The sequence below is a fragment of the Pseudomonas sp. LBUM1662 genome, from assembly GCF_059695915.1.
The window spans coordinates 2888947-2912708 of the sequence record NZ_CP166793.1 but is presented as its reverse complement, the minus strand read 5'-3'; the positions used below and the strand labels follow the sequence as shown (position 1 = coordinate 2912708).

At 60.1% G+C, this 23762-nt stretch carries 26 protein-coding genes; 15 read left to right on the top strand and 11 right to left on the bottom strand.

What is annotated here, in order from left to right:
• The first annotated feature begins 51 nt into the window (after window positions 1-51).
• From ACA049_RS13225 to ACA049_RS13210, 4 genes are all read left to right on the top strand, one after another.
• The gene (locus ACA049_RS13225) at window positions 52-1707 is read left to right on the top strand and encodes a Na/Pi cotransporter family protein (RefSeq protein WP_497336081.1); all 1656 of its coding nucleotides are present in this window, start codon (window positions 52-54) and stop codon (window positions 1705-1707) included.
• Window positions 1695-2048, top strand: a complete 354-nt coding sequence (locus tag ACA049_RS13220; RefSeq protein ID WP_497336079.1) for a DUF2493 domain-containing protein — start codon at window positions 1695-1697, stop codon at window positions 2046-2048. The genes ACA049_RS13225 and ACA049_RS13220 overlap by 13 nt, the downstream gene beginning before the upstream one ends.
• 34 nt (window positions 2049-2082) lie before the next feature.
• Complete coding sequence (locus ACA049_RS13215; RefSeq protein ID WP_497336077.1) at window positions 2083-2853, top strand: PA4824 family protein; 771 nt, start codon at window positions 2083-2085, stop codon at window positions 2851-2853.
• Between the two features lie 108 nt (window positions 2854-2961).
• Window positions 2962-3279 (top strand): DUF2388 domain-containing protein, encoded by a 318-nt coding sequence (locus ACA049_RS13210; protein ID WP_094471899.1) that lies wholly within the window; start codon window positions 2962-2964, stop codon window positions 3277-3279.
• Between the two features lie 59 nt (window positions 3280-3338).
• Here the strand turns inward: ACA049_RS13210 and ACA049_RS13205 are convergent, their stop codons facing one another.
• Complete coding sequence (locus tag ACA049_RS13205; RefSeq protein WP_497336075.1) at window positions 3339-4259, bottom strand: pyridoxal-phosphate dependent enzyme; 921 nt, start codon at window positions 4257-4259, stop codon at window positions 3339-3341.
• Between the two features lie 103 nt (window positions 4260-4362).
• On the bottom strand, window positions 4363-5154 hold the full coding sequence (locus ACA049_RS13200; protein WP_497336073.1) for an SDR family NAD(P)-dependent oxidoreductase: 792 nt from the start codon (window positions 5152-5154) through the stop codon (window positions 4363-4365).
• Window positions 5155-5275: 121 nt separating this feature from the next.
• On the opposite strand from ACA049_RS13200, the gene ACA049_RS13195 reads away from it, so the two are divergent.
• A complete protein-coding gene (locus tag ACA049_RS13195; protein ID WP_497336071.1) occupies window positions 5276-6223 on the top strand; it encodes a GlxA family transcriptional regulator in 948 nt (315 codons plus the stop codon).
• A 3-nt stretch (window positions 6224-6226) separates the two neighbouring features.
• On the opposite strand, the gene ACA049_RS13190 is transcribed toward ACA049_RS13195, so the two are convergent.
• Entirely contained in the window at window positions 6227-7207 is a 981-nt protein-coding gene (locus ACA049_RS13190; RefSeq protein ID WP_497336069.1) for an MBL fold metallo-hydrolase, read from the bottom strand.
• Window positions 7208-7316: 109 nt separating this feature from the next.
• Here ACA049_RS13190 and ACA049_RS13185 point away from each other — a divergent pair, with 109 nt between their 5' ends.
• Window positions 7317-7976, top strand: a complete 660-nt coding sequence (locus ACA049_RS13185) for a methyltransferase family protein (protein WP_497336067.1) — start codon at window positions 7317-7319, stop codon at window positions 7974-7976.
• A 108-nt stretch (window positions 7977-8084) separates the two neighbouring features.
• Here the strand turns inward: ACA049_RS13185 and ACA049_RS13180 are convergent, their stop codons facing one another.
• Window positions 8085-8753 (bottom strand): HAD-IA family hydrolase, encoded by a 669-nt coding sequence (locus tag ACA049_RS13180; protein ID WP_497336065.1) that lies wholly within the window; start codon window positions 8751-8753, stop codon window positions 8085-8087.
• 47 nt (window positions 8754-8800) lie between these two features.
• Window positions 8801-9208 carry a response regulator gene (locus ACA049_RS13175; protein WP_497336063.1) on the bottom strand — a complete coding sequence of 136 codons (408 nt, stop codon included), beginning with the start codon at window positions 9206-9208 and terminating at the stop codon, window positions 8801-8803.
• Between the two features lie 197 nt (window positions 9209-9405).
• On the opposite strand from ACA049_RS13175, the gene ACA049_RS13170 reads away from it, so the two are divergent.
• Window positions 9406-10347 carry a class I SAM-dependent methyltransferase gene (locus tag ACA049_RS13170; protein WP_497336061.1) on the top strand — a complete coding sequence of 314 codons (942 nt, stop codon included), beginning with the start codon at window positions 9406-9408 and terminating at the stop codon, window positions 10345-10347.
• A gap of 123 nt (window positions 10348-10470) precedes the next feature.
• Here ACA049_RS13170 and ACA049_RS13165 read toward each other — a convergent pair whose 3' ends face one another.
• Window positions 10471-11244, bottom strand: a complete 774-nt coding sequence (locus tag ACA049_RS13165) for a helix-turn-helix transcriptional regulator (protein WP_497336059.1) — start codon at window positions 11242-11244, stop codon at window positions 10471-10473.
• 111 nt (window positions 11245-11355) lie between these two features.
• On the opposite strand from ACA049_RS13165, the gene ACA049_RS13160 reads away from it, so the two are divergent.
• A complete protein-coding gene (locus ACA049_RS13160) occupies window positions 11356-12459 on the top strand; it encodes an extracellular solute-binding protein (protein WP_497336057.1) in 1104 nt (367 codons plus the stop codon).
• Between the two features lie 163 nt (window positions 12460-12622).
• Window positions 12623-13750, top strand: a complete 1128-nt coding sequence (locus tag ACA049_RS13155; RefSeq protein ID WP_497336055.1) for a DmpA family aminopeptidase — start codon at window positions 12623-12625, stop codon at window positions 13748-13750.
• 50 nt (window positions 13751-13800) lie between these two features.
• Here the strand turns inward: ACA049_RS13155 and ACA049_RS13150 are convergent, their stop codons facing one another.
• Both ACA049_RS13150 and ACA049_RS13145 read right to left on the bottom strand, forming a co-directional pair.
• Entirely contained in the window at window positions 13801-14253 is a 453-nt protein-coding gene (locus tag ACA049_RS13150; RefSeq protein WP_497336053.1) for a cupin domain-containing protein, read from the bottom strand.
• 146 nt (window positions 14254-14399) lie between these two features.
• Window positions 14400-14849 (bottom strand): winged helix-turn-helix transcriptional regulator, encoded by a 450-nt coding sequence (locus tag ACA049_RS13145; protein WP_497336051.1) that lies wholly within the window; start codon window positions 14847-14849, stop codon window positions 14400-14402.
• A 205-nt stretch (window positions 14850-15054) separates the two neighbouring features.
• On the opposite strand from ACA049_RS13145, the gene ACA049_RS13140 reads away from it, so the two are divergent.
• From ACA049_RS13140 to msrA, 5 genes are all read left to right on the top strand, one after another.
• On the top strand, window positions 15055-15837 hold the full coding sequence (locus ACA049_RS13140; protein ID WP_497336049.1) for an SDR family NAD(P)-dependent oxidoreductase: 783 nt from the start codon (window positions 15055-15057) through the stop codon (window positions 15835-15837).
• A gap of 172 nt (window positions 15838-16009) precedes the next feature.
• Window positions 16010-16429: an organic hydroperoxide resistance protein gene (locus tag ACA049_RS13135; RefSeq protein WP_497336047.1), complete on the top strand. Its 420-nt coding sequence runs from the start codon at window positions 16010-16012 to the stop codon at window positions 16427-16429.
• 550 nt (window positions 16430-16979) lie between these two features.
• Window positions 16980-17432: an Ohr family peroxiredoxin gene (locus ACA049_RS13130; protein ID WP_497336045.1), complete on the top strand. Its 453-nt coding sequence runs from the start codon at window positions 16980-16982 to the stop codon at window positions 17430-17432.
• Window positions 17433-17541: 109 nt separating this feature from the next.
• Window positions 17542-17994 (top strand): Ohr family peroxiredoxin, encoded by a 453-nt coding sequence (locus tag ACA049_RS13125; protein ID WP_497336043.1) that lies wholly within the window; start codon window positions 17542-17544, stop codon window positions 17992-17994.
• Window positions 17995-18164: 170 nt separating this feature from the next.
• Complete coding sequence (gene msrA / locus ACA049_RS13120; RefSeq protein ID WP_497336041.1) at window positions 18165-18671, top strand: peptide-methionine (S)-S-oxide reductase MsrA; 507 nt, start codon at window positions 18165-18167, stop codon at window positions 18669-18671.
• Between the two features lie 46 nt (window positions 18672-18717).
• Here the strand turns inward: msrA and ACA049_RS13115 are convergent, their stop codons facing one another.
• Window positions 18718-19806 (bottom strand): polyamine ABC transporter substrate-binding protein, encoded by a 1089-nt coding sequence (locus tag ACA049_RS13115; RefSeq protein ID WP_497336039.1) that lies wholly within the window; start codon window positions 19804-19806, stop codon window positions 18718-18720.
• Between the two features lie 38 nt (window positions 19807-19844).
• Window positions 19845-21146, bottom strand: a complete 1302-nt coding sequence (locus ACA049_RS13110; protein WP_497336037.1) for an NAD(P)/FAD-dependent oxidoreductase — start codon at window positions 21144-21146, stop codon at window positions 19845-19847.
• Window positions 21147-21294: 148 nt separating this feature from the next.
• Here ACA049_RS13110 and ACA049_RS13105 point away from each other — a divergent pair, with 148 nt between their 5' ends.
• The gene (locus ACA049_RS13105; RefSeq protein ID WP_497336035.1) at window positions 21295-22194 is read left to right on the top strand and encodes a LysR substrate-binding domain-containing protein; all 900 of its coding nucleotides are present in this window, start codon (window positions 21295-21297) and stop codon (window positions 22192-22194) included.
• 608 nt (window positions 22195-22802) lie between these two features.
• On the opposite strand, the gene ptrR is transcribed toward ACA049_RS13105, so the two are convergent.
• Window positions 22803-23693 carry a putrescine utilization regulator PtrR gene (ptrR, locus tag ACA049_RS13100; protein ID WP_497336033.1) on the bottom strand — a complete coding sequence of 297 codons (891 nt, stop codon included), beginning with the start codon at window positions 23691-23693 and terminating at the stop codon, window positions 22803-22805.
• Window positions 23694-23762 lie beyond the last annotated feature (69 nt).

Below are 23762 nucleotides of genomic sequence, written 5' to 3'. Positions count from 1 at the left end.
ACAGCTCCTACAGGCCTACAGGGTCATTCTTGGAAATAAAGGAGCGTTCTCATGTCGGGAACCACTCTACTGATCAACCTCGCAGGCGCCATTGCACTTTTGCTCTGGGGCACTCACATGATTTCTTCGGCGTTGTTGCGCGGCTTCGGCACGCCGCTGCGCCAGTGGCTGGGCCACAACTTGAACAACCGCTGGATGGCGTTGCTTTCGGGTATCGGCATCACCGGCATCCTGCAAAGCAGCACCGCCGTCAGCCTGATGGCGACGTCGTTCACGGCTGCCGGCACCCTGGGCCTGGCGCCAGCGCTGGCGGTGATGCTCGGTGCCAATATCGGTTCGACCCTGGTGGTGCAACTGCTCAGCGTCGACGTTTCAATCCTCACGCCTATCGTGTTGCTGGCGGGCCTGATGGTGTTCCGGCTGCGCGATGACTCGCGCTATGAAAGCGTCGGTTGTGCGCTGATTGGCCTGGGGCTGATGTTGCTGGCCCTGCGCATGCTCGGTTCAACACTGGCGGAAGTCGAGGGCGCGCCGGTCTTCCAACTCATCATGCAAAGCCTGGACGGCGATCTTCTGATTGCGCTGCTGGTGGCGCTGATCCTTACGTGGCTGTGCCATTCCAGCGTCGCCGTGGTGTTGTTGATCGTCTCGCTGGCTGCCACCGGGCTGCTGTCGGCCACCACCCTCGTCGCCCTGGTGCTCGGCGTGAACATTGGCGGCGCACTGCCTTCAGTGATCAATGCCGGTTCGAGCGTCGGCCGACGTTTGCCGCTGGGTAACCTAATGGTGCGGGCGGTCGGTGCCCTGGTCGTTCTGCCTTTCGCCGGGCTGCTGGCCGAGCTGAAACTGGAGCCGTCGGTGTTGGTGGTGTCACTGCACACGGGGTTCAATCTGCTGCTGGCGCTGGTGTTCATCGGCCTGACCGATGTGCTCGCCAAATGGCTCACCCATCTGCTGCCGGCGCCGGAGCGGGATGTCGATCCGGGCATGCCGCACTACCTCGACGAAGCGGGTCTTGAGGTGGCCAACATCGGCCTGTCCAACGCCGCCCGGGAAGCGCTGCGCATGGCTGACATGCTCTCGGCGATGCTCGGCCGGCTGGTGCAGCTGTTCCACACCTCGGCGCCGGCCTGTGCCGACGAAGTGCGGCGCATCGATCAGTCCCTGGACCTGTTGGGCGCGGCCATTCGCGCTTATCTGGCGGACATCGGCAAGGAAGGCATCAGTGACAGCGATGCCGATCGCTCCCAGGAAATCCTGCTGTTCGTGATCAACCTGGAACATGCCGCGGACATTCTTTCCAGCAGCCTGACGCAGTTGGCCATGCGCCGCTTGCGCCGTGGCGAACAATTCTCGGCCTTTGAGCTGGGCAACATCGCGCCGCTGCACGACGCGCTGCTGGAAAGCCTGAGCCTGGCGATCACCGTATTCCTGCGCGAAGACATTCCCACCGCGCACCATTTGATCCATCGCAAGGAGACCGTCAGAAGGCTCGAAGCGCACGCCAGCCGCGAGCATTTTCGCAAGTTGCAGGAAGACAAAAACACCTGGGCGGAATCCGGTGACATCTTCCAGCGAGTCCTGCGCGACTACCGCCGCGTGCATCACCACATCGCCGCTTTGGGCTATCCGCTGCTGGAGCGTGCCGGTGAACAACCGGTCGAGAGCACCGACCTGACCAAGGAAAACCCGTCATGCGCCTCTTGATCTGCGCGGGCCGCCATTACGCCGACAGCCGTCTGTGCCGACGGGTCCTCGACGCCTTCCAGCGCATGCATCCGGTGCGTGTGCTGATCCATGGCGGCAATCAATACCTGGGCGGCGATATCGAAGAATGGGCCCGGGAACACGGCGCCGACATCGTGCGCTACCCACCCAACTGGCAGCGCCACGGCAAGTCGGCTGAACGCCTGCGCAACCACTTCATGTTGCTCGACAGCCGACCGGACGTGGTGATCGCCCTGCCCGGCGGCGAAGACACCGAAGAACTGGTCGCCCAGGCCCGGACGGCCGGTTTGCAAACCTTATCGGTAGAGGATCGGGGCTGACCCATCTCAGCCACAAAACATCGAGGTAAATTTCATGCAAAAACCCACTCGCCTGTTTACGTCCTTCGTGCGCAGCCTGCCGCCCGCCCAAGGCCGGAGCCTGCGGCGCAATCTGTTGTTCGTCAGCCTTACTCTGAGCCTGATTGCGTTGCTGAGCATCATCTCCAGCGCCAACGCTGCCGGCGGAGCCTACGTGGTGGACGACGCCGGGATCAACGCGCCCGGCGAATGCAACATCGACGCCTGGTACCAGAACGGTCGGCACGGTTCGTCCAGTACCAGCGTGGTGTCACAGGACTGCACGTTCAAGGGCCTGCCCAACGTGCAACTCGGCGCCGCCGTGCAGCACAGCCGCGATGACGGGGATGCGGAAACGCAGTTGAGCCCGCAATTCAAGACACAAATATTCTCTCGGGAAGACCTTGGCCTGCAGTTGGCGCTGGCGGGGACAGCGCACTTTGCCTTCAATCGGGCCCACGCCTTCGATGGCGCCGACCTGAACCTGCCGCTCACCTATCAACCGCTGGATAACCTGCGCCTGAACCTCAATGCCGGCTGGGCCCACGCCTATGACGAGGGCGAGCAAAACCATCGCTGGACCTGGGGCACCGGTGTCGAATACGACTTGGCCCGCTCCCTCACGCTGATCGCCGAACGCTACGGCCAACAAGGCGGCGAACAGGCGTGGCAGGCCGGGCCGAGGCTGCATGTCGGTGAACGCATCGACGTCGATCTGCTGGTGGGACGCAACCTGAGCGGGGAACGCGATCAGTGGCTGACCACCGGGGCAACGCTGCGGTTTTGAACGGTATCGGGCGCGGATAACGCATCCACAGGGAACTCCTGACGATCGCCGGGCATCCTAAATGATGAAGTACTCCCTTTTTTGCTTCACGCTTCAGAGGACATTGCTATGCGCCGTCTGATTATCATTTCCTCATTCATGTTGTGTTTGCCCTTCGGTTCGGCCTTCGCCAAAGTGGACGCAGGCGATGTCGCCACCTCTGCGGGGGTTTCCGCATCGCTGTACTCGACGTTCAAGGACCACAAACTGGCGATTCCCGCCCGTGATGACGCCTCCAGCTTCGTGGCCAGTGGCGGTACGATTCGCGGTGTGTATCTGGAGTCGGTGTTGAATCAGATTCGCCAGGAAAATCCCGGACTCAAAGCCAGCGACGAAGAGCTGGCCAGAGCCATCCTGATCCAGGAAGGCGCTGCTGCCGGCCAATGAAGGTGAAACGGTAACGGTGGGGCTCGCGACAGCCGGAGTGTGTGCAGCCCTGCCTTGCTTCACCCTGCGGACAAACGCGCCCACCCGGCCACCAGCTGCGCGCTGATGCTGACCCCGCCACACACCACAATCACCACGTCATGGGCTTCGGCGATCGCCGGATGGTCCAGGTACGCCACGGCCAATGAAACACCGCACGCCGGTTCGACCAACTGACGCAAGTCGTTGGCGTATCGCACCACGCCCATGATCGCCTCGTCATCACTGAGCACCACACATTCGTAGGGAAAATCGGGCAGGTGCTGCACCGGCCACGCGGCCACTTTGGCAGCGCCCAGCGATGTCGCGACGGTGTCGATGCGCGCCAGCCTGACGGGGTGCCCCGCCTCCATGGCGGCGGCGAAGGACGCTGCACCTTGGGTTTCGCAGGTAACGATCCGGCAATCCATGCGCTGGTGCCGGATCAACCCGGTCAGCAACCCCGCCAGCAAACCGCCGCCGCCCACCGACGTCACCAACGCATCGACTTGAGGACAATCCTCGAGGACTTCATCAATCAGGGTGCTGTGTCCTTCCCACAACACCGGATGATCGAAGGCTGGTACGTATTCGGTATCCGCGTCCTGTGACAGCTCTTTCGCCCGTTGATTGGCCTCGTCCCAGACCTTGCCGTGGACGATCACCTCAGCGCCGGTTTTCCTGATCCTGGCGCGAGTGGTTTCCGGGGTGGTGTGCGGCACGACAATGCAGGCTTTGAGCCCGAGGGCAGCGGCCGCCATGGCAGTGGCGAACCCGGCGTTGCCACCGGAAGGACAGACGACTTTGCGCTTGCCCTGGGCCTTTGCCTGACTGCACAAAAGGCCCATGCCACGCATTTTGAACGAGCCGCTGGGTTGCAGGTTTTCCAGCTTGAGCCAGATGCGCCGGGTCGGCGTTGACAGGCCTGGGTGCAGAATCAAGGGCGTTCTGATGTGAAGCATTGTGTGCTCCCTTTGGCAGCACCGGCTTGTCGAGGTTTTCGCCAGGCCGGTGGTGAACAGTCCTTATCCAAGCTTAGTTCACCCTGCCCCCGGGGTTACCGCCTTACCGATAACGCGGTGCCGCTGACGAGTGGCCAAACGACCCCGACAGCACCTGACGCTGGGCTTCGTACGTGTCCCATTTGTCGCCCTCGTGCAGGCCAGGGATGGTCACCACTTCGCCTTGCGCCAACCCTGCCAGCGCGGCATCGACCATGTCCTCGGCCGACATCACGATCTCTTGCGGCAGGTTCTCCACCGGGTTGCCCGCCTCGCTCCAGAAGTCGGTGGCGGTGGCGCCGGGCAACACTGCCTGGACGCGAATGCCTTTGTCGGCCAGTTCGTGATGCATCGACTGGCTCAGGCCCAGCACGAAGGCCTTGCTCCCGCCGTAAACACCGTTGAGGATTTCTGGAGCGATGGCGACGATGGAGGAAATGTTGATGACGGTGCCGCTGCCCCGTGCAACGAAGCCAGGCACCACGGCGTAGGACAAACGCATCAGCGCGGTGACGTTGAGGGCAATCATGTCTTCCATGTCATCCACCGGGCTGCCAAGCAACGGCATCACGCCGCCAACGCCAGCGTTGTTGACCAGCAAGGTGATGCTCGCGTCGTTGCGCAGGATACTTTCAACCCGCCGCAGGTCGGCCTTGTCTTTGAGTTCGGCGGCGACCACTTCCACGGCGCGGCCGGTTTCGTTGCTCAAGCGGTTGGCCAAGGCGTTGAGTTTGCCCTGGCGGCGGGCGACCAGAATCAGGTCGTAACCCTGCCGGGCGAGACGGTCGGCGTAGACCGCGCCGATGCCCGAAGAAGCGCCGGTGATCAGTGCGGTGCCTTTTGATGAGAGTGCCATGTGCAATTTCCTTCACAGTGAGGCGATAAGGTCGCCGGTGTGAACTTTATAAATTGACTGACGCTCGTCTCAAATGACGTTTAAAGTACGTTATTAGGACACAGGCTTAGAGGGCACCATCATGACTTCCGTGGCGTTTGTGGTTTTCGAGGGGTTCCAGTCCATGGCGCTGGCGGCGATGCCGGTGTTCGAGTACGCCAACTTCAGCGCCGGCGAAGCGCTGTATGAGGTCAGCGTGATCTCTGAGGATGGCCGTTCCCTGCGGGCTTCCGGCGGTTTGAGTGTCGGCACCGAGGCGTTTGATGAGCGGGTGTTCGACACCGTGATCGTGGTCGGCGGCGACTCGATCCTCGAGCAAGCGCCCGAGGGTGTGCTGGCGTACGTGCGCGACAGCGTGAAAACCGCACGACGTACAGCGTCGATCTGTTCGGGGGCGTTTGTGCTGGCCCAGGCCGGCCTGCTCGACGGACGGCGCGCCACCACGCATTGGGCGTATGCGCGGGACCTGCAAACGCGGTTTCCCTCGATCAAGGTGGAAGAGGACCGAATTTATGTGGTCGACGGTTCCATCTGGACTTCCGCCGGCATGACCGCAGGCATCGACCTGGCGCTGGCCATGGTTGAAAAGGATCATGGCGCCGAACTGGCCCGTTCCGTCGCGCAGAAACTGGTGATGTACCATCGCCGCGCGGGTGGCCAGTCGCAGCATTCGGCCTTGCTGGAACTCGAGCCCAAATCCGACCGTATTCAAACCGTCCTCGGCTACGCCCGGGAACACCTGACATCGGCCTTGTCGGTGGAGCAACTGGCGGACGTGGCGCGCCTCAGTCCCAGGCAGTTCAGCCGGACTTTTCGCGCCGAGACCGGGCAGTCGCCGGCCAAGGCCATCGAAAACCTGCGTCTGGAGGCGGCGCGGCAGCTGCTCGAAAGCGGGCGCCTGACCCTTGACCAGATCGCCGCCGAGGCCGGCTTCACCGACCGTCGTCGCATGCGCGAAGCCTTCCTTCGGGCGTTTGGCCAGCCGCCGCAGGTGATTCGGCGCAATGCCAGGTCGCAGATGACGGCGTGAAGGCTACTGCGCAGGAAGCGCCGCTTTTAGATCGACAACTTTAAACAGCGGCATCATCCGCAAGGCCACGCCATCGGCCAGGGCCAGCGGCATCAGCCTTTGCATCGCCACCTCGAAGGGGTCCATCCACGCAGGCATGGGGTGCAAACCCTTGTCGAGCGGCTCGAAAAAATAATCCCAATGGATCGGAATCACCAGCCGCGCGCCGGTGACTTGTACCACTTCATGCCAGTAGTCACGGGCAAACTGGATGTCCTGCTTGCCGAGGAAACCGATGCCCAGAAACACCACGTCAGCCTTGACGTTGTTGAACAGGCCTTTGGTGAAATTGGCGCTGGGGTGGATGAGAATCTTCAGGCCATCGTGTTGTTCGATCAAATAAGAGTAATTGCCGCCCTCCTTGTATTCACTGGCTCTGGCGGGCGGGATCAGCGCCGTTTCGATGTTCCCGGGGTACCTCGCGCCCGGAGAGTGGGGTGACTGGAAGGCTTTCACCGTGAACTCGCCGAACTCGAAAGGTTGTTTGTCGACCGTCTTGATTCGCTCGGCTGGAAGTCCTGCGCCTGACCCGATCCTGGCGACCGATGTTGACCCTATCAGCATTGCCCCCGTGCGCGAGGCGACCACGGCGGAATCGAGCGCATGGTCGTAATGAGCGTGCGCCACCATCACCGCGGCCAGCGGTGGATTATCAATCGTGCGCAACGCCGCAGTGATTCGTTCGTCCACCGGCCCGATCCGGCCCAGCGCCACCCTCCAGAATCCCGGACGCGAAAAGAAGCCGTCGGTCATGATCGATGTTTTGCCGTCGCTGAGCATCAGGGTCGACACGCCCATGAATCGCGCGGTCAGCGCACCCGGTGCTGGCTCTGAATGCTGTAAAACGATCGGTGAATAAGGTTCGAGCGAGGGTGTCGTGCACGCGACGACGCCACCTCCCATGATGACCAGGAACATCGCAACCGCTATCAAGCGTTTGTTCATTCACCTCTCCTTTTGCCTGACCGGAACGTTCATTGAGGCTAGCGCAATCCGACGGATCGGCATGACCATCTACACTCAAGAAGTCGGTTGGAACCAGGAAAATCCACCCATGAAAATCTCCGCCAGACTGGCATTTTTCACCATCGTCTCCACCCTCGCCTACCTCGGACTCGCGGTGTGGGGGCTGGGCGGGTTTGCGGCATTTTTTACCCATGCGCCGCTGGTGGTCGTTGTCATCGCCACCTTGGGGATGGCCGTTGCCTCGTTGTTCACCGAGGTCAATCTGAGCTCAGGCGAACGTGAAGACCGGGCCAATCGCTGGGTGCTGCCAGCGTTTGGCGTAATCGGGCTGTTGAGCGGATATTTGCCGGCGTACACCGACCGGATCGATTTCTGGACCTTCGGTGGCGAAGGTGTGCGCTGGCTGGGGGCGTGGCTGTTCATCCTCGGCGGCGCACTACGTATGTGGCCGGTGTTTGTGCTGGGCAAGCGTTTCAGCGGATTGGTGGCAATTCAACCGGGTCACAGCTTGGTGACCGACGGGATTTATCGCCGCTTGCGCAACCCCAGTTACCTGGGGATGCTGGTCATCGCCGTGGGCTGGGCGCTGGCATTTCGCTCGGGGGTCGGGTTGCTGCTGGCGGCGCTGACGGTGATTCCGCTGATTGCGCGGATTCACTCCGAAGAGGCGCTACTGAGGGCACAGTTTGGCAGTGAATATGAAGCTTACTGCGCCCGTAGCTGGCGGTTGATCCCCGGGTTGTACTGAATAAACACAATCCTAATGTGGGAGCGGGCTTGCTCGCGAAGGGGCCATGACATTCAACATTGATGTTGACTGACCCACCGCTTTCGCGAGCAAGCCCGCTCCCACATTTTAGATTTTTGTCAGGCGGATAAGGTTGTCGGGAGCCACTTGCGCCGTAACAGATTCATAACTGGCCAATGTCGCATGCGCCGTCTGAATCGGATGATCGTGCGTCGCGGTGACGATCAACAGTCCCGCCCCCGCCGCCTCCGCCGCCAGAATCCCCACCGTGGCATCTTCAAAGATCAGGCAATCGGTCACCTCAACACCCAAGCGCTTAGCCGCCAGTCGATAGCCCGCAGGATCCGGTTTGCCGGCGCTGACATCTTCGGCCGTGACCATGACACCAGGCTCGGGAATCCCCGCCGCCGCCATCCGGCGTAACGCCAGTGCTCTTGGCGCAGAGGTGACAATTGCCCACTGATTCGCCGGCAAGGACCTGAGAAAATCTGCCGCGCCAGCCACCTCGACTATCCCCACCACGTCCTCGATTTCCGCCTCGGTAATCCAGTTGGCTTCTGCTTCGGAATCCACCCCGGGCAACGCCAGGCGGTTGATGGTGTCGATGGCACGGGCGCCGTGGATGGTCGGCAGGAAGGACTCGACATCCACGCCGTGACGCAAGGCCCAGGTGGTCCAGATGCGCTCGGCGGCGGCGATGGAGTTGAGGACGGTGCCGTCCATGTCGAACAGGAACGCGCGATACGGCGTGTTAAAAACGGAGTCGTGAGCAGACAAGGATGAGCTTCCTTCGTGTGTCAGGCAGGTCCGTCAATGTACACGACCTAAAGTGACCGTCGCGACCTGAAGGCCCCTTCGACACAATCCAGCAGTTGTCCCAATGCCCAGGGTTTCTTGATGAAAGACACCTCATGCCGCACCCCGGAGCTTTCGGGAGTTTCATATCCGGACATGATCATGATCGGTTTGTCCGGCCAGCGATCGCCAAACTCATTGGCCAGGTCCGCACCGTTAAGCTTTCCGGGCATGGTGATGTCCGTGAGCAACAGACCCACCTCGTTTGCATGCAATTTCAGGTACACCGATGCAGCGTCCGCGCTGACGTGCGGCTCAACCTTGAAACCTTCCTCCTGAAGAATTTCGCAGAGAAATTCTAGAATCAGCGGGTCATCTTCAACCACCAGAATCAACCCGCCAGGAAGGTGCTCGCCCGCCGTCGATATTGGACACATGACTTTGCCACTCCCTGATTGCCTAATGATTTCGCGGGCTCAAATCCGCTGCCTACAGGTATGAGCAGCGGATCTGGCGGAAATTCATTTTTGATACATGCCTGTTGAATATTGTGCGTACATCCCGACCATCGCAGCCGTTTGCCAACCCACAATTGTGTAAAATGCCGCCCCCTTGAACTGCTGGCCCCTGCCCGATGAACGCTGACGCTCTCTCCACCCTTCACGACCATTTGCTGACGGCCCTGGCAGATGCACCCGCAGAAACCCGTCGGCTGTTTCATGGCCGGGGTCGTTGCTGGCCGGGGCTGGAACAATTGACCGTCGACTGGCTGCAGGGCGTGGTGCTGGTGTCGCTGTTCAAGGAACCTGAAGCGGCGCAGCTGGAGGCGTTGAAACAGCTACTGATGGCGATCACTGAATCGGCGCAATGGGAAAAATCCGGTGCGCAGACCTTGTTGCTGCAACACCGCTATCTGCTGCAAAGCACCACCGAATGGCTGCTTGGGGAAGCCATCGACGAACTGATCATTACCGAGGGCGGTCTGCGTTATCGCGTGGACCTGGGCCGCAAGCAGAACACCGGGCTGTTCCTCGACATGCGCTACGGCCGCGACTGGGTGCGAGCGAATGCCGAAGGCAAGCGTGTGTTGAATCTGTTTGCCTACACCTGCGGCTTTTCGGTCGCGGCCATCGAGGGTGGCGCCGAACACGTGGTCAATCTGGACATGTCCAGCCCGGCCCTGAACCGTGGTCGCGACAACCATCGGCTCAATGGCCACGACATGAGTAAGGTGAGTTTTCTCGGGCACGACTTGTTCAAGTCCTGGGGCAAGGTGATTGGCAAAGGGCCCTACGATTTGGTGATCATCGACCCGCCGTCCTTTCAGAAAGGCAGCTTTCTGCTGACCAAGGATTACCAGCGCGTGTTGCGTCGACTGCCGGAATTGCTCAGCCCCGAAGGGACGGTACTGGCGTGCATGAACGACCCGGCGTTTGGCGCGGACTTCCTCATCGACGGCGTCGAGCGAGAAGCACCGAGCCTGCGTTTCGAGCAGCGGCTGGAGAATCCGCCAGAGTTTCCGGATGCCGATGTTGAGTGCGGGTTGAAGGCGTTGGTCTTCACACTCGGAAATTGAGGTCCCTGTGGGAGCGGGCTTGCTCGCGAAAGCGGTGTGTCAGGTAAAAGAGTTGTCGTCTGACACTCCGCATTCGCGAGCAAGCCCGCTCCCACAGAGGATTGGGTGTGAGACCTGTGTTGGTCAACGCGGCTGCAACACCAGCGCAAACAGCTCGCCGTGACCGTTCACGTTGAGCTTGTGATAGAGATTGCGCCGATGCACCTTCACCGTCTCCGGCGAAATGGCCATTTGCTGGGCGATGGCTTTGCTGGAAAAACCCTGGAGAATCAGCCGAGCCGTTTCGACTTCCCGCACGGACAATCGCGCATCGAAGCGATCCAGCAGGGTTGCCAGATCGCCAGCCACGGCCTCGGCAGTCTTGCCTTCCGGCGGCATCAACTGCAGATGCCGGCGCATTGCCGACAACACCCAATCGCGCACACACAGCAAACGGCCCTGCTCTTCGAGGGTGAACCGCGTCGAGCGTCCCAGCGATAAACCGAGCACGGCACCGTCGATGTTGACCATGAACTGCAACTCGTCTGCGCCCACCACCGAGCGGAAGTAACTCAGGTAATACTCGCTCTGCTGAAACTGGTCGGGGGCCACCGAATCGAGGCTGTGCAAGCCATCGGCAATGCCCGCGCAAACCGCTTGGTAAAAGGGATCCAGCAGGTACATGCCGGCGCTGTAGTCCGCCAGTTCTTCGTGTTCGGTGGCGCCACCTTTTGAGTCGAAGTCGATCAGCAAGCGCGGCACTCGGCCCGCCCGCATCACCGCCACCAACGCGTTGTCCAGCGGCACCAGCAGCCGCAGGGTGTCGACCAGCGCGCGCCAGAAACCGTCCTGGCCCAACGCGCCAAATACTCGCGCCAGCCCCTGATGCACCGGCAACTCTTTCAACAACGCGTCCACGCACTACCCCTTTCGAGTAACCCATGATGGGAATGGGTGTGTATCCCGCCTGCCGATACGCTGCAAGCACCTGTTCATCACCGGCCTGCAGCAGGCCAGGAGTGCCGCATCATGAGTCGTCGCCGTCAACAGATCAATCTTGGACTAAGCGCCTGTTTGTGCGTTTCGCTGTCGGCGGTCGCTGCCGAGGGGCCCACGGTTCATGTCTACAACTGGTATGACTACATCGGCCCCACCACGCTGCACGACTTCAAGCGCGACACCGGTATCGAGCCGGTTTACGACACTTTCGACAGCGCCGAAGTACTGGAAGGCAAACTGCTGACCAGCCGTAGCGGATACGACGTGGTGGTGGCGAGTAACTTCAGCCTGCCGACCCTGATCAAGGCCGGCGCCCTGGCACCTCTGCCCCGCGCACAGATGCCCGACTTCAAGAACATGGACACCGAGCTGCTGGCGAAACTGGCCAACAACGATCCAGGCAATCAGTACGCCGTGCCGTACCTGTGGGGCACCAACGGCATTGGTTACAACATCGACAAGGTGCGTGCCGCGTTGGGTGACAAGGCGCCGGTGGATTCCTGGGACCTGGTGTTCAACGAAGCGAACCTGGCCAAGCTTGGCCAGTGCGGCGTAGCGATGCTCGACTCGCCGTCGGAGATGCTGCCGGTCGCCCTGCATTACCTGGGCTTGCCACCCAACAGCACCAATCCCGAGGACTACAAAAAGGCCGAAGCGCTGCTGCTCAAGCTGCGTCCGCACATTGCCTACTTCAACTCCTCCAAATTCATCAGCGACCTGGCCAACGGCAACATCTGCGTGGCGGTGGGCTGGTCTGGCGCGATGCTCGAAGCCAAGACCAATGCCGAGCAGGCCAAGAACGGCGTGAAGATCGCCTATAGCCTGCCGAAGGAAGGCGCGCCGGTCTGGTTCGATACGCTGGTGTTGCTCAAGGACGCACCGCATCCGGAGCAAGGCCTGGCCTTCATCGACTACCTGATGCGCCCCGACGTCATCGCCCCGGTCAGCGATCACCTGTCCTACCCCAACGGCAACCGCAGCGCGACACCGTTGGTGGCCGAAGCGACCCGCAACAACCCGGCGGTGTATCCGTCCGCCGAAGCGATGGCCACGTTGTTCACCCTTCAGCCGTTGCCGCCGGCCACTGAACGGGTGCGCACGCGGATCTGGAGCAAAGTGAAAAACGGCCAATAACACACGACCGCCCAATGTAGGAGCTGTGTAGGAGCTGTCGAGTGAAACGAGGCTGCGATCTTTTGATCTTGCTTTTAAAAAGATCAGGATCAAAAGATCGCAGCCTCGTTTCACTCGACAGCTCCTACAGAAACTTAATTATTCGGTAAAGATGAGAGAAACGATGAAACCACGTGCCCGCGATTTGAATATCCAGTTCGGCCAACTGCAACCCGGCCCCCTCAACGCCATCACCGATGTGCCCGGCGTGCGCGTCGGCCACAGCGATGTACGCGGCCGCACCGCCAGTGGTCGCGACATTTACACCGGGGTGACGCTGATCGAACCGCGTGCCGGATCGACCAATCAGCAACCGTGTTTTGCCGGCGTCCATGTCCTCAACGGCAACGGCGACGCCACGGGGCTTGAGTGGATTCGTGAAGCCGGCCTGCTGACGAGCCCGATCGCCTTCACCAACACCCACAGCCTGGGCGTGGTGCGAGATGCGTTGATTGCTTTGGATCGCCAGGCCCAGCCCGATGACGGGCGACTGTACTGGAACATGCCGGTGGTGCTGGAGACCTTCGACGGCCTGCTCAGCGACATCAACGGCTTTCATGTGAAGCCCGAACATGTGGCCGAGGCCCAGGACAATGCCGTCGGCGGACCAGTGACGGAAGGTGCGGTGGGTGGCGGCAGCGGGATGATCTGTCACGAATTCAAGGGCGGTATCGGCACGTCCTCGCGCCAATTGAGCAAGGCCCAGGGCGGCTGGACCGTCGGTGCGATCGTCCAGGCCAACCATGGCATTCGCCATGAGCTGCGCGTCGATGGTTATCCGGTCGGGCGTTATATGGAACAGGCTGACTCACCGTTCCTGAGAGCATCGCTGCCCTATCCGGGCATGGGCTCGATCGTCGTATGCCTGGCCACCGATGCACCGCTGCTGCCGCATCAATGCACGCGCCTCGCACAGCGCGCCAGCCTCGGGCTTGCCCGTACCGGCGGCGGCAACGAAGACCACAGCGGCGACATTTTCATCGCCTTCGCCACTGGCAACCAACACGTGCCACCGGCCGCTTATGAAGGCAAAGGTGCGCCCACTTGCGACAACCTGCGCATGGTCAACAACGACCACATCAGCGAGTTGTTTTTGGCCGCAACGGAAGCGGTGGAAGAAGCGATCATCAACGCCGTACTGGCCGCTGAAACAACGGAGGGTAACGGTCACACCGTGCCGGGACTGGACGCAAAGACACTGCTCGAGGCATTGCGTCAGGCCGGTTGGCCGGGAGAAACAGGCGGGGTCTGAAGGCTCGCTGTAACGAGGCCGCCCGATGGAGTGCATCGGGCGGCTATCGCTTAGTCTTTAAGGATCAGCAGCGGTGTGTCTTTTTTCACGAGGTAGGTCGCCAGCTCCGAGGCCTTGCCGTCACCGACGTTCTTCGCAACATGCATCGTGCCTGCGGGGATGTACAAGGAGTCGCCGGCTTTGAGCGTCACTGGCGCCCGCCCTTCGAGCTGATACTCAAACGTGCCCGAGATGACGTAGGCGACTTCCACGCCAGGATGCGAGTGCTTGGGGGATACCACGCCCGGGTCGAAATCGACACGCACCTGAATCACCTCCCCCTTGGAAATGTCGAGGTCCTGGCGCACCAGGTCCGTGCGGTGAAGGCCTGTCTGCCAGCTTTTTGCCGGAGCGGCTTGCGCAGGCGCTTTTGCTTCTTCAGCCGCGAATGCGTTGAGTGATACAGCGGCAGCCAGGGCGATGCCGAGCAGGCCTGCGGTGTGACGGGATGTGATACGGGACATCGCAATTCTCCAATGAATGCCGCGGTTGCGGTGGCTTCATTAGGAGGTCGCTGTGTATCGCGCAGGTGTCGAGCAACGCAGGGTTTTGTATGCCCAGGTAACGACAAGGGCCGGGGATACGTTCGGATACAACCGTGGGCGCACGGTCAGTGCGGTACGCCCAGTTTGGTCACGATGTCTTCTGGCTTGAGCTGACGTCCATCCGTTGAAACCAACTGCAGTTTCTGGATCGGCTGACGATCCTGTGCGTCGACCATGACGGACCCCGCTTCGCCGGGCTCGTACAAAAACTCGTTGCCCCACTGCGACAGGGCGATCAGGACGGTCTGCAACGCCCTGCCCTTTTCAGTCAGCACATACTCCTTGTAGATGCTCCCGTCGGCCGCCGGCTCCATGCGCATCACACCCTCTGCCACCAGGCCTTTGAGGCGGGTGCTCAGAATGTTTTTCGCGACATTCAGGCTTTTTTGAAAATCGCTGAAGCGCTTCGTGCCAGAAAGCGCATCACGAATGATGAGCAAGGACCACCAGTCGCCAATCAGATCCAGGGATCGAGCGACCGGACAGGGATTGCCCTGCAAGCTTTTGCGCTTCATGTAAACCAACCTCCAACAAAAATGCGCCAACGCTGACGCAAATCCGTCAGATGGCAGGTGGTTGCATAATACAACTCATGCTGGTAAAAATCACTTCCATTGGTTTCATAATGAAACCGATAACCCGATTTCGAGTGATTCCTGTGCCAGACGCACAGTGATTTCGCCCTCAATGGTTGCATTATAAAACCGCAGGAGATTCCCAATGAAACTGGCTGGCAAAACTGCATTCATCACCGGCGGCAACAGTGGCCTCGGCCTGGCCACCGCCAAACTGTTCATCGCTGAAGGCGCAAAAGTCGCGATCACCGGTCGCAGTCAAAAAACCCTGGACGAAGCCCGAGAGGCGTTGGGGCCAAACCTGCTGGCGATCCAGGCAGACCTGACCGACGTGAAAGAGATCGAGCGCGCCGTATCAGCAGCCGTAGCGGCATTCGGCAAGCTGGACATTGTGTTCGCCAATGCCGGAATTGCGGGGTTGACCCCGGTAGGCGGCACCACGCTGGAAACGTTCCAGAACATCATCAATACCAACCTCACTGGCACATTTTTTACCGTGCAGGCAGCCGAACCGCATCTCAACCCGGGAGCTTCGATCATTTTGAACGGTTCGGTGCACGCCGATATGGGATGGCCTGCTTATAGCGCCTACGCAGCCACCAAAGGCGCCGTTCGCTCCATGACCCGAGTGATGGCCGCAGAGTTTGCGCCGCGTGGCATTCGCGTCAATCAGATTACCCCCGGGGCTGCGCGCACACCGGTCTGGAACCCTCACGCCGCCAAGGTTGGAATGGATGCGCTGGAGGAAAAACTGAAGACCACCATCCCGCTCGGTCGCATAGGTGAGGCTCATGAAGTCGCCACGGTCGCGCTGTTCCTCGCCTCCAGCGACTCCTCAAACGTCGTGGGCGCCGAGATTGTCGTCGATGGCGGAGCAACCAGTTCGCCATTGGGCGCACCGGCTCACCGAAAAAACTGGCAGGCGTAACCGGTTTGTATCGATGTGTATGTTCGCTGACGATCTTACACAGCGATACACAACCACCGGATCAGGACACATAGGCATTACATAAAGGTGGAAAAGTGGGGGCTTCTCCCGTTCGTCCGTAGAAGCGACGGCATAAACGGTGAGGCCCCCAACCCTTTAGCAGGAACTCGTCATGATCAATAAAATCGACACCGTGCTGTACACCGGCAGGACCCACACCACCGGCGGCCGCGACGGCGAATCGAAGAGTTCGGATGGACGTCTGGACGTCAAGCTTTCCCCGCCTGGCTCTTCCGGCGCTGGCACCAACCCCGAGCAACTGCTGGGTGCGGGCTGGTCGGCCTGCTTCATCGGCGCGATCGGTAAAGCCGCTGCCGCGCAGAAAGTGACCTTGCCGAGCGGTGTCGCTGTTGATGCCGAAGTGGACCTGGGCAAGACCGAAAACGCCTTCTTCCTGCAGGCCCGCCTCAATGTCAGTCTTCCGGGTCTGGATCCGGTTGTCGCACGGGCGCTAGTGGATGCCGCGCATCAGACCTGCCCGTACTCCAAAGCGACCCGTGGCAACATCGACGTCGAGATCAATCTGGTTTAACCCGGGCACCGCATGCGGCCTGTCTTCCCTGGCAGGCCGTACCGGGTTGTTCCCTATAGCATTTATCCATCCTGCCGCCCTTGCCCAAGGACGAAATCGGTCTAAAAAGTCCGCTTTGCGTTTCGCAGGCTTTGCTATTCTGAATTTTGTAGGTGAAGACGCAGACTGATGCGCAAGAGGATAGCGAGGAAGCGTGGGGCGCGCTCCTAAGGGTACACGGTTAGAAAGACTCTCCGAGGTGAGGTCCAGCCCTTATGCCGTGTGAAGCAGGACAGCACAAAACTGTTCTGTCAGAAGCCTGATAAACCTTGTAAGCCAGAGACCAGCGCTGGCCACCTACTCGATTTCGAAGCCCGCCCTGTGCGGGCTTTTTCGTTGTGTGCGGAACCGGGAGCCAATGCCACCTCCCCTGCTTCGACCATTCGTCGCCAAGCACGCCTTTACCCTATTGACTTCGATTGGCGACTGCGCGAGTATTACTTCCATCGCATACGATACAAACGTATACGTCAGACAAGCAAACCCTACTGCACTTTTGAGGATTCATCCCATGAGCAAGATCGAAAAAGTCCTGGCCTCCGGCAAAACCCACACCACCATGAGCAGCACCGGCACCACTTCGCGCGGCCATAACGGCACCCTCGACATCGTGCTGACGTCGCCTGGCAGCGACAAACCCGTTCATGAATTCAAAGGCACCCAACCGCACCCGAAAGCCGAGCAATTGTTTGCCGGCGCCTGGTCGGCCTGCTACATCGCCGCCGTCGGTCTTGCCGCCAAACAACGCAACGTTGAGCTTCCATCCGATTTGTCCGTCGATATCGAAGTCGACCTCGGCCAGACCGGCGACGCTTACTTCCTTCAAGCACGCCTGACACTGCGCGCTCCCGGCCTGGATCAAGCTGTAGCGACCGAAATCGCCCACGCCGCCGACCAAATCTGCCCGTACTCCAAGGCAACACGCGGCAACATCGAAGTGGCCCTGAACGTTCTCACGGCCTGAAACACCGCGAAGCTTTAACACCCACCGACATTTTAGAAACATTACATATGTCGTATGCGATACAAGCGCATACGAATAACAAACTTATTAAACATTCAGGTAATCACCCATGAGCAAGATTGAAAAAGTACTGGCCACCGGCAAAACCCACACCACCGCCAGCAGCACCGGCAACACCTCGCGCGGCCATAACGGCAGCCTCGACATCGCCCTCTCGTCGCCCGGCAACGCCCAGCCTGCGCACGTGATCGCCGGCACCCAACCGCACCCGGCCGCCGAGCAATTGTTTGCCGGCGCATGGTCGGCCTGCTACACCGCCGCTGTCGGCCTGGTGGCCAATGACCTGAACGTAGTGCTGCCGGCAGACATGTCCGTGGACATCGAAGTCGACGTCGGTCAGACCGGTGCCGAGTACTTCCTTCAAGCTCGCTTGACCCTGCGCGTGCCCGGCCTGGCGGACGATGTTGCAAAGACCCTGGCGCACACCGCCGACCAGATCTGCCCATACTCGAAGGCAACCCGTGGCAACATCGACGTGGATCTGAACGTCCTCACGGCGTGATGCACCGCGCGGCGGGTTCGACGTTGCCCTGCACGTCGACCCGCCGGAAGGCAGAAACGAGGTTCTCGGGCGCGACCGGTCTGATGCAGAATGAGTTCACATCAGCGCAGACCTCCCCCGAGCCCCTGCGCAACAACCTGATCACATCAATCAACACTGAGGAGTAAGCGATGACCACGCAAACTGAAACCGCAATCCTGGCCGGTGGCTGCTTCTGGGGCATGCAGGACCTGATAAGGAAGCAAAAAGGCGTGCTGTCGACGCGAGTCGGTTACTCCGGCGGCGATGTGCCGAATGCGACGTACCGCAACCATGGCACCCACGCCGAAGCGATCGAAATCGTGTTTGATCCGGCCATCACCAGCTACCGTCAGATCCTTGAGTTTTTCTTTCAGATTCATGACCCGTCGACTGCCAATCGCCAGGGCAACGACATTGGCCTCAGCTACCGCTCGGCGATTTTCTATCTGAACGAAGAGCAACAAGCAGTGGCCGAAGACACCGCGGCCGATGTCGATGCCTCCAAACTCTGGCCCGGCCGGGTGGTGACTGAAATCGTTCCCGCCGGCCCGTTCTGGGAAGCAGAGCTTGAGCATCAGGACTACCTGGAAAAAACACCTAACGGTTACACCTGCCACTTCATTCGGCCGAACTGGAAATTGCCGAAACGAGCGTGATGCTTTGAGGCCTGGGTTTCGTCAATGGAACCCAGGCACCTTTGGGTCAGGTATTGGTTTTCAACTTGGTCCACAGCCGGGTGCTCAACCGTGCAATCGCCGCAGGCAGATCCTCTACCGTAAACAACTTGTCCATTACGGTTTTCGGCGGGTAAATCGCCAGATCCTGCTTCACCGCCGGATTGACCAGCGTGTCCGCCGCCAGGTTCGGGTTGGCGTAGTGGATGCTGTTGCTGATGTTGGCGATGACGTCAGGCGTCAACAGGTAATTCATGTAGGCGTAGCCGTTCTTTTCGTGGGGCGCGCTCTTGGGCATGACCACCATGTCGAGCCACAGGGTCGAGCCCTCGTCCGGGATCGAATAAGCGATCTCGATGCCGTTGTTCGCTTCCTTGGCACTGGCCGCCGCTTGCACCACGTCTCCGTTAAAGCCGATCACGGCGCAGACATTGCCATTGGCCAAGTCGCTGACGTACTTGGACGCATGGAAATACTGAACGTACGGCCGAATCTTGAGCAACGCCTGCTCGGCTTTCTTGTAGTCCGCCGGCTCGTGGCTATGGGGCGGTAATCCGAGGTAGTTGAGGGTGATCGGCAGAATCTGCGTCGGGTTATCGATGATCGCCACGCCGCATTCGCTCAGCTTCTTGATGTTGTTCTCATCAAAAATCAGGCTCCAGGAATGGGTGACGTCGGTGGTGCCGAAAATCGATTTGATTTTCTCGACGTTGTAGCCAATACCCGCGGTGCCCCACATGTAGGGATAGCCGTACTGGTTGCCCGGGTCATTGACCTCGAGTTTTTTCATCAGCGCCGGATCGAGGTTTTTCCAGTTCGGCAGCTGGCTCTTGTCCAGTTTCTGAATCGCGCCGGCCTTGATCAATCGCGACAGGAAATGGTTCGACGGGCTGACCACGTCATAACCGGTGTTGCCGGTCATCAGTTTTGATTCCAGGACTTCGTTGCTGTCGTGAATGTCGTACGTCGCCTTGATCCCGGTCTCCTTAGTGAAGTTGATCAAGGTGTCGTCGGCGATGTAGCCGTTCCAGTTGGAAATATTGACCTCTTCGGCCGCGTGAGTGGCTGCCGAAAATGCCGTGAGCGCGAGCATCAGGGAAAGTGTATTGGCCTGCATGTTGAATCACCTTTTTGTTCTTTTGTGATAACCGGAATCTAGATTTCTGTCTTGGCCCGGACGGCTTCGACGCGCATCCGAAACAGGGCGCCAATGTCGAGCAAGGGGCGCGGCGGGAGCCAGCCGGGCTGGGCTCTGTCCATCACCGAATCGAGCAACGGCGAGCCAACACCCGATGCAAACTCGGCAAGCAGTCGTCCCCAAAGGGTGCCGCGCGCCACGCCCGAACCGTTGCAGCCGGCCACGGCAAACACGCCCTCTTCCACTCTGGAAAAAAACGGCTGTCCGGAGCGTGAGGCGCTCAAGTGTCCGGTCCAGGTGTGCTGGATATCCTGCTCGGTCAGCCACGGGAAACGCCGCTGCAAACCCAGCACATGGTGCTGGCGACGGATCGCCAGTTCACCGCCGGACAAATCCCGCGAGCGGTATTCCGCGGTGTTGCGGATCATCACCCGCCGATCAGGTGTCAGCCGCACCGTGGCGCCAAGCGGACGGGTGGACAGCACTCCCCAGGGCTCGACACTGCCGATATTGCGAAACTCTTCGTCACTCAACGGCCGCGTGAGGCTGGCGCTGAGTTCCATGGCAAAGGTGCCGCTGTCATGAATGCCGGCGCGAGGCACGAAGGCGTTGAGGCAGATCAGCACCTGTTTCGCCTCGATGCTGCCATCGATGCCATTGGTCCGCACACGCCCTTTACCCAAACGTTCGAGGCCAGTGATGTCGGTGTTTTCGTAGACCGTCACCGTCTCCGGCAGCGCTTCGAGCAAACCTTTCACGTACTTCGCCGGTTGCAGCAAAGCATTGCCCTTGCCGCACCAGATCGCGGCGCGGTAATGCCCTGTGCCGAGTTTCTGCTTCAGTTGCTCGCCGTCGAAAAACTCTGCGCAGGCACCGAGCGCCCGCAGGGTGTGCAGCTTGGCGTCGATGTGGGTCAGCTTGCCGGGATCGCTGACGGCAAAGTAATAACCCGAGTCCCGGAAGTCGCACTCGATGCCGTGTCGGTCAATCACCTTGCGCACTTCCGCGCTGGCGGCACGGGAAATCGTCGTGTCCACTTCAAATCCGGCAAACCCGGCGTTGCCGATCAATTCATCATTGGCGGGGTGTTCGTGGGCCACCACGAATCCGGAATTACGCGCCGAAGCACCCTGCGCCGCGCGCTGCCGGTCGACCACCACGATCCGCGCCTGCGGGTGCAATTGCGCCAGCGCATGGGCGGCACTCAGGCCGGTGATGCCAGCGCCGATGATCAGCCAATCGGCCCTTTGCGCGCCGATCAGTCGATCAAGCGCCGGAGTACTTCCTGCTTGCGCGATCCAGCCACATTCATTATTCATGCGTCACCTGCCTAGACTGTCGTTCTGCGAACCGGCACATGCAGTAATTGCATAGGCAATGTGTGATGGCGGCTGCTAGCGCTAGAATCTATTAGGTCTTCGGTGCTACAACCAACGTTATAAATTCATTGAGCCATTCATAAAACGCATGGATAAGATTCGTCACGCCCCCTCCCTTCAAGCCATGCAGGCGCTGGTGGAAGTCGCTGATTCCGGCAGCTTCACCCAAGCAGCGAACAAGCTCTGCCTGACCCAAAGCGCCGTCAGCCGGCAAATACAGCAGCTGGAAAGTCACTTCGGTGTGCCGATGTTTGTCAGGAGCAGCCGCAGCATTCGCCTGACCCCGGAAGGCGAGCTGGTATTGGCGAGTGCGCGCAATATTCTCGATCAACTGAAAACCCTCGAAGATCGGCTGTCACCGCAAAAACGCCCGTTCCGCATCCGCATGCATGTGTCGCTGGCGGTGCGTTGGTTGCTGCCGAAATTGAGCGATTTCTATCGCAGTCACCCGGACATTTCCCTGTCGATCGAAACCGTCGCGACCGAGATCGTCGAACCGGCCAGCGACAGCGACGCCTACATCCTCTACCTGCCGGAACCGTCCAGCGATCCTGCCTGCCTGACCCTGTTCGAAGAAGCGCTGGTGCCAGTGTGCGCGCCCGGCCTGGCCAACGAAACGCGGCCGCTGGCGTCGGTGGAGGATTTGGTTCGTTTCCCGCTGCTGCATCGTTCGGCCGATCAACAAGCGTGGATCGAATGGCTGGCGGCCAATGACGGCAAGCCGCTGGAGGACTATCGGCACATTCCCTTCAACCTCGACGAGTTAGCGCTTGATGCTGCGGCGCGAGGGCTTGGGGTGGCGGTGACCGATCTGACCCTGGCGCAGGAGTCGATTGATCGCGGGGTGCTGGTCGTCCCGTTCGGCAGCCCGTTGAAGACACAAGGTGTCTATTCGCTGTGCCTGCAACCGTCGGCGGCGACTCATCCGGCGTGCGCGTTGGTCATGCAATGGTTTTCCGGGCAGGCTGAACAGCACGTAACAAGTTGAGTTCCTCTGTAGGAACTGGGTAGGAGCTGTGTAGGAGCTGTCGAGTGAAACGAGGCTGCGATCTTTTGATCCTGTTTTTAAAAAGCAAAGTCAAAAGATCGCAGCCTCGTTTCACTCGACAGCTCCTACATGGAGGTGGGCGCGGCATTATCCAGCGGTTGAGGTTTCTCGCTCTACCACGCCCCGCTCCTCCAACAGGCGCACAAGTAACAAATTGAGTTCCTCTGTAGAAGCTGGGAGGAGCTGTGTAGGAGCTGTCGAGTGAAACGAGGCTGCGATCTTTTGATCTTGTTTTTAAAAAGCAAAGTCAAAAGATCGCAGCCTCGTTTCACTCGACAGCTCCTACACAGCTCCTACATGGAGGTGGCCGCGGCTTATCCAGCGGTTGAGGTTTCTTGCTCTACCACCCCCCGTTCCTCCAGCAGGCGCACAAGTAACAAATTGAGTTCCTCTGTAGAAGCTGGGAGGAGCTGTGTAGGAGCTGTCGAGTGAAACGAGGCTGCGATCTTTTGATCTTGATCTTGATCTTTTAAAAGCAAGATCAAAAGATCGCAGCCTCGTTTCACTCGACAGCTCCTACACAGCTCCTACATGGAGGTGGGCGCGGCTTATCCAGCGGTTGAGGTTTCTTGCTCTACCACCCCCCGCTCCTCCAGCAGGCGCACAAACATGGTCAGGCTCTGCGACACCGTGCCTCTGCGCCACACCAGCCAGGTGCGCAAATACCGGAACGATTGCGACAACGGCCAGACGCTCACCGTGGTGCAGCCCGGCATGCTTTCGAGCATGCTGCGCGGCATCAGCGCCAGGCCGGCACCGGCGCTGACGCAGGCCAGCATGCCGTGATAGGACTCCATTTCGAAGATTTTGCCGGGCACCGCCGCGTCCTTGCTGAACCAGCTTTCAAAGTGGTGGCGATAGGAGCAATTGGAGCGGAAGGCATAGATGTTTTCGCCGTTGACCTCCCGCGCGCGGTGGATCGGGGCATGGTGGAGCGGCGCGATCAGCACCATTTCTTCCTCGAACGCCGGCACGCCTTCCAGTGCCGGGTGCAGCACCGGGCCGTCGACAAATGCCGCGGCCAGTCGGCCCGACAGCACGCCGTCGATCATGGTCCCGGACGGTCCGGTGGACAGGTCCAGCTCGACCTTGGCGTGCTTCTGGTTATAGGCGGCCAGCAGCTCGGGGATGCGCACCGCCGCCGTGCTTTCCAGCGACCCCAGCGCGAAAGTGCCCTGAGGTTCTTCACCGGCCACCGTCGCCCGGGCTTCCTGCACCAGGTCGAGAATGCGCCGGGCGTAATCGAGAAAACTCCAGCCGGCCGGCGACAGGCGCAGGCGGCTTTTCTCGCGGATAAACAGGTCCACGCCCAGGTCCTGCTCCAGTTGTTTGATCCGCGTCGTCAGGTTCGACGGCACGCGATGGATGTGCTGAGCCGCCACGCTGATGCTGCCGTGTTCGGCCACTGCCTTGAAAATTTCCAGCTGAACCAGATCCACAGTCATTCTCCAAACGTGAACGATATGCTCAGCATTATTCAGTTTCCAGAAAACAAACGCCACCGTAAC

Bases quoted from the DNA above. Each gene is read 5' to 3' on its own strand.
- ACA049_RS13225 (WP_497336081.1), top strand. From the start codon at position 52: ATGTCGGGAACCACTCTACTGATCAACCTCGCAGGCGCCATTGCACTT.
- ACA049_RS13220 (WP_497336079.1), top strand. From the start codon at position 1,695: ATGCGCCTCTTGATCTGCGCGGGCCGCCATTACGCCGACAGCCGTCTG.
- ACA049_RS13215 (WP_497336077.1), top strand. From the start codon at position 2,083: ATGCAAAAACCCACTCGCCTGTTTACGTCCTTCGTGCGCAGCCTGCCG.
- ACA049_RS13210 (WP_094471899.1), top strand. From the start codon at position 2,962: ATGCGCCGTCTGATTATCATTTCCTCATTCATGTTGTGTTTGCCCTTC.
- ACA049_RS13205 (WP_497336075.1), bottom strand. From the start codon at position 4,259: ATGCTTCACATCAGAACGCCCTTGATTCTGCACCCAGGCCTGTCAACG.
- ACA049_RS13200 (WP_497336073.1), bottom strand. From the start codon at position 5,154: ATGGCACTCTCATCAAAAGGCACCGCACTGATCACCGGCGCTTCTTCG.
- ACA049_RS13195 (WP_497336071.1), top strand. From the start codon at position 5,276: ATGACTTCCGTGGCGTTTGTGGTTTTCGAGGGGTTCCAGTCCATGGCG.
- ACA049_RS13190 (WP_497336069.1), bottom strand. From the start codon at position 7,207: ATGAACAAACGCTTGATAGCGGTTGCGATGTTCCTGGTCATCATGGGA.
- ACA049_RS13185 (WP_497336067.1), top strand. From the start codon at position 7,317: ATGAAAATCTCCGCCAGACTGGCATTTTTCACCATCGTCTCCACCCTC.
- ACA049_RS13175 (WP_497336063.1), bottom strand. From the start codon at position 9,208: ATGTGTCCAATATCGACGGCGGGCGAGCACCTTCCTGGCGGGTTGATT.
- ACA049_RS13170 (WP_497336061.1), top strand. From the start codon at position 9,406: ATGAACGCTGACGCTCTCTCCACCCTTCACGACCATTTGCTGACGGCC.
- ACA049_RS13160 (WP_497336057.1), top strand. From the start codon at position 11,356: ATGAGTCGTCGCCGTCAACAGATCAATCTTGGACTAAGCGCCTGTTTG.
- ACA049_RS13155 (WP_497336055.1), top strand. From the start codon at position 12,623: ATGAAACCACGTGCCCGCGATTTGAATATCCAGTTCGGCCAACTGCAA.
- ACA049_RS13150 (WP_497336053.1), bottom strand. From the start codon at position 14,253: ATGTCCCGTATCACATCCCGTCACACCGCAGGCCTGCTCGGCATCGCC.
- ACA049_RS13145 (WP_497336051.1), bottom strand. From the start codon at position 14,849: ATGAAGCGCAAAAGCTTGCAGGGCAATCCCTGTCCGGTCGCTCGATCC.
- ACA049_RS13140 (WP_497336049.1), top strand. From the start codon at position 15,055: ATGAAACTGGCTGGCAAAACTGCATTCATCACCGGCGGCAACAGTGGC.
- ACA049_RS13135 (WP_497336047.1), top strand. From the start codon at position 16,010: ATGATCAATAAAATCGACACCGTGCTGTACACCGGCAGGACCCACACC.
- ACA049_RS13130 (WP_497336045.1), top strand. From the start codon at position 16,980: ATGAGCAAGATCGAAAAAGTCCTGGCCTCCGGCAAAACCCACACCACC.
- ACA049_RS13125 (WP_497336043.1), top strand. From the start codon at position 17,542: ATGAGCAAGATTGAAAAAGTACTGGCCACCGGCAAAACCCACACCACC.
- msrA (WP_497336041.1), top strand. From the start codon at position 18,165: ATGACCACGCAAACTGAAACCGCAATCCTGGCCGGTGGCTGCTTCTGG.
- ACA049_RS13115 (WP_497336039.1), bottom strand. From the start codon at position 19,806: ATGCAGGCCAATACACTTTCCCTGATGCTCGCGCTCACGGCATTTTCG.
- ACA049_RS13110 (WP_497336037.1), bottom strand. From the start codon at position 21,146: ATGAATAATGAATGTGGCTGGATCGCGCAAGCAGGAAGTACTCCGGCG.
- ACA049_RS13105 (WP_497336035.1), top strand. From the start codon at position 21,295: ATGGATAAGATTCGTCACGCCCCCTCCCTTCAAGCCATGCAGGCGCTG.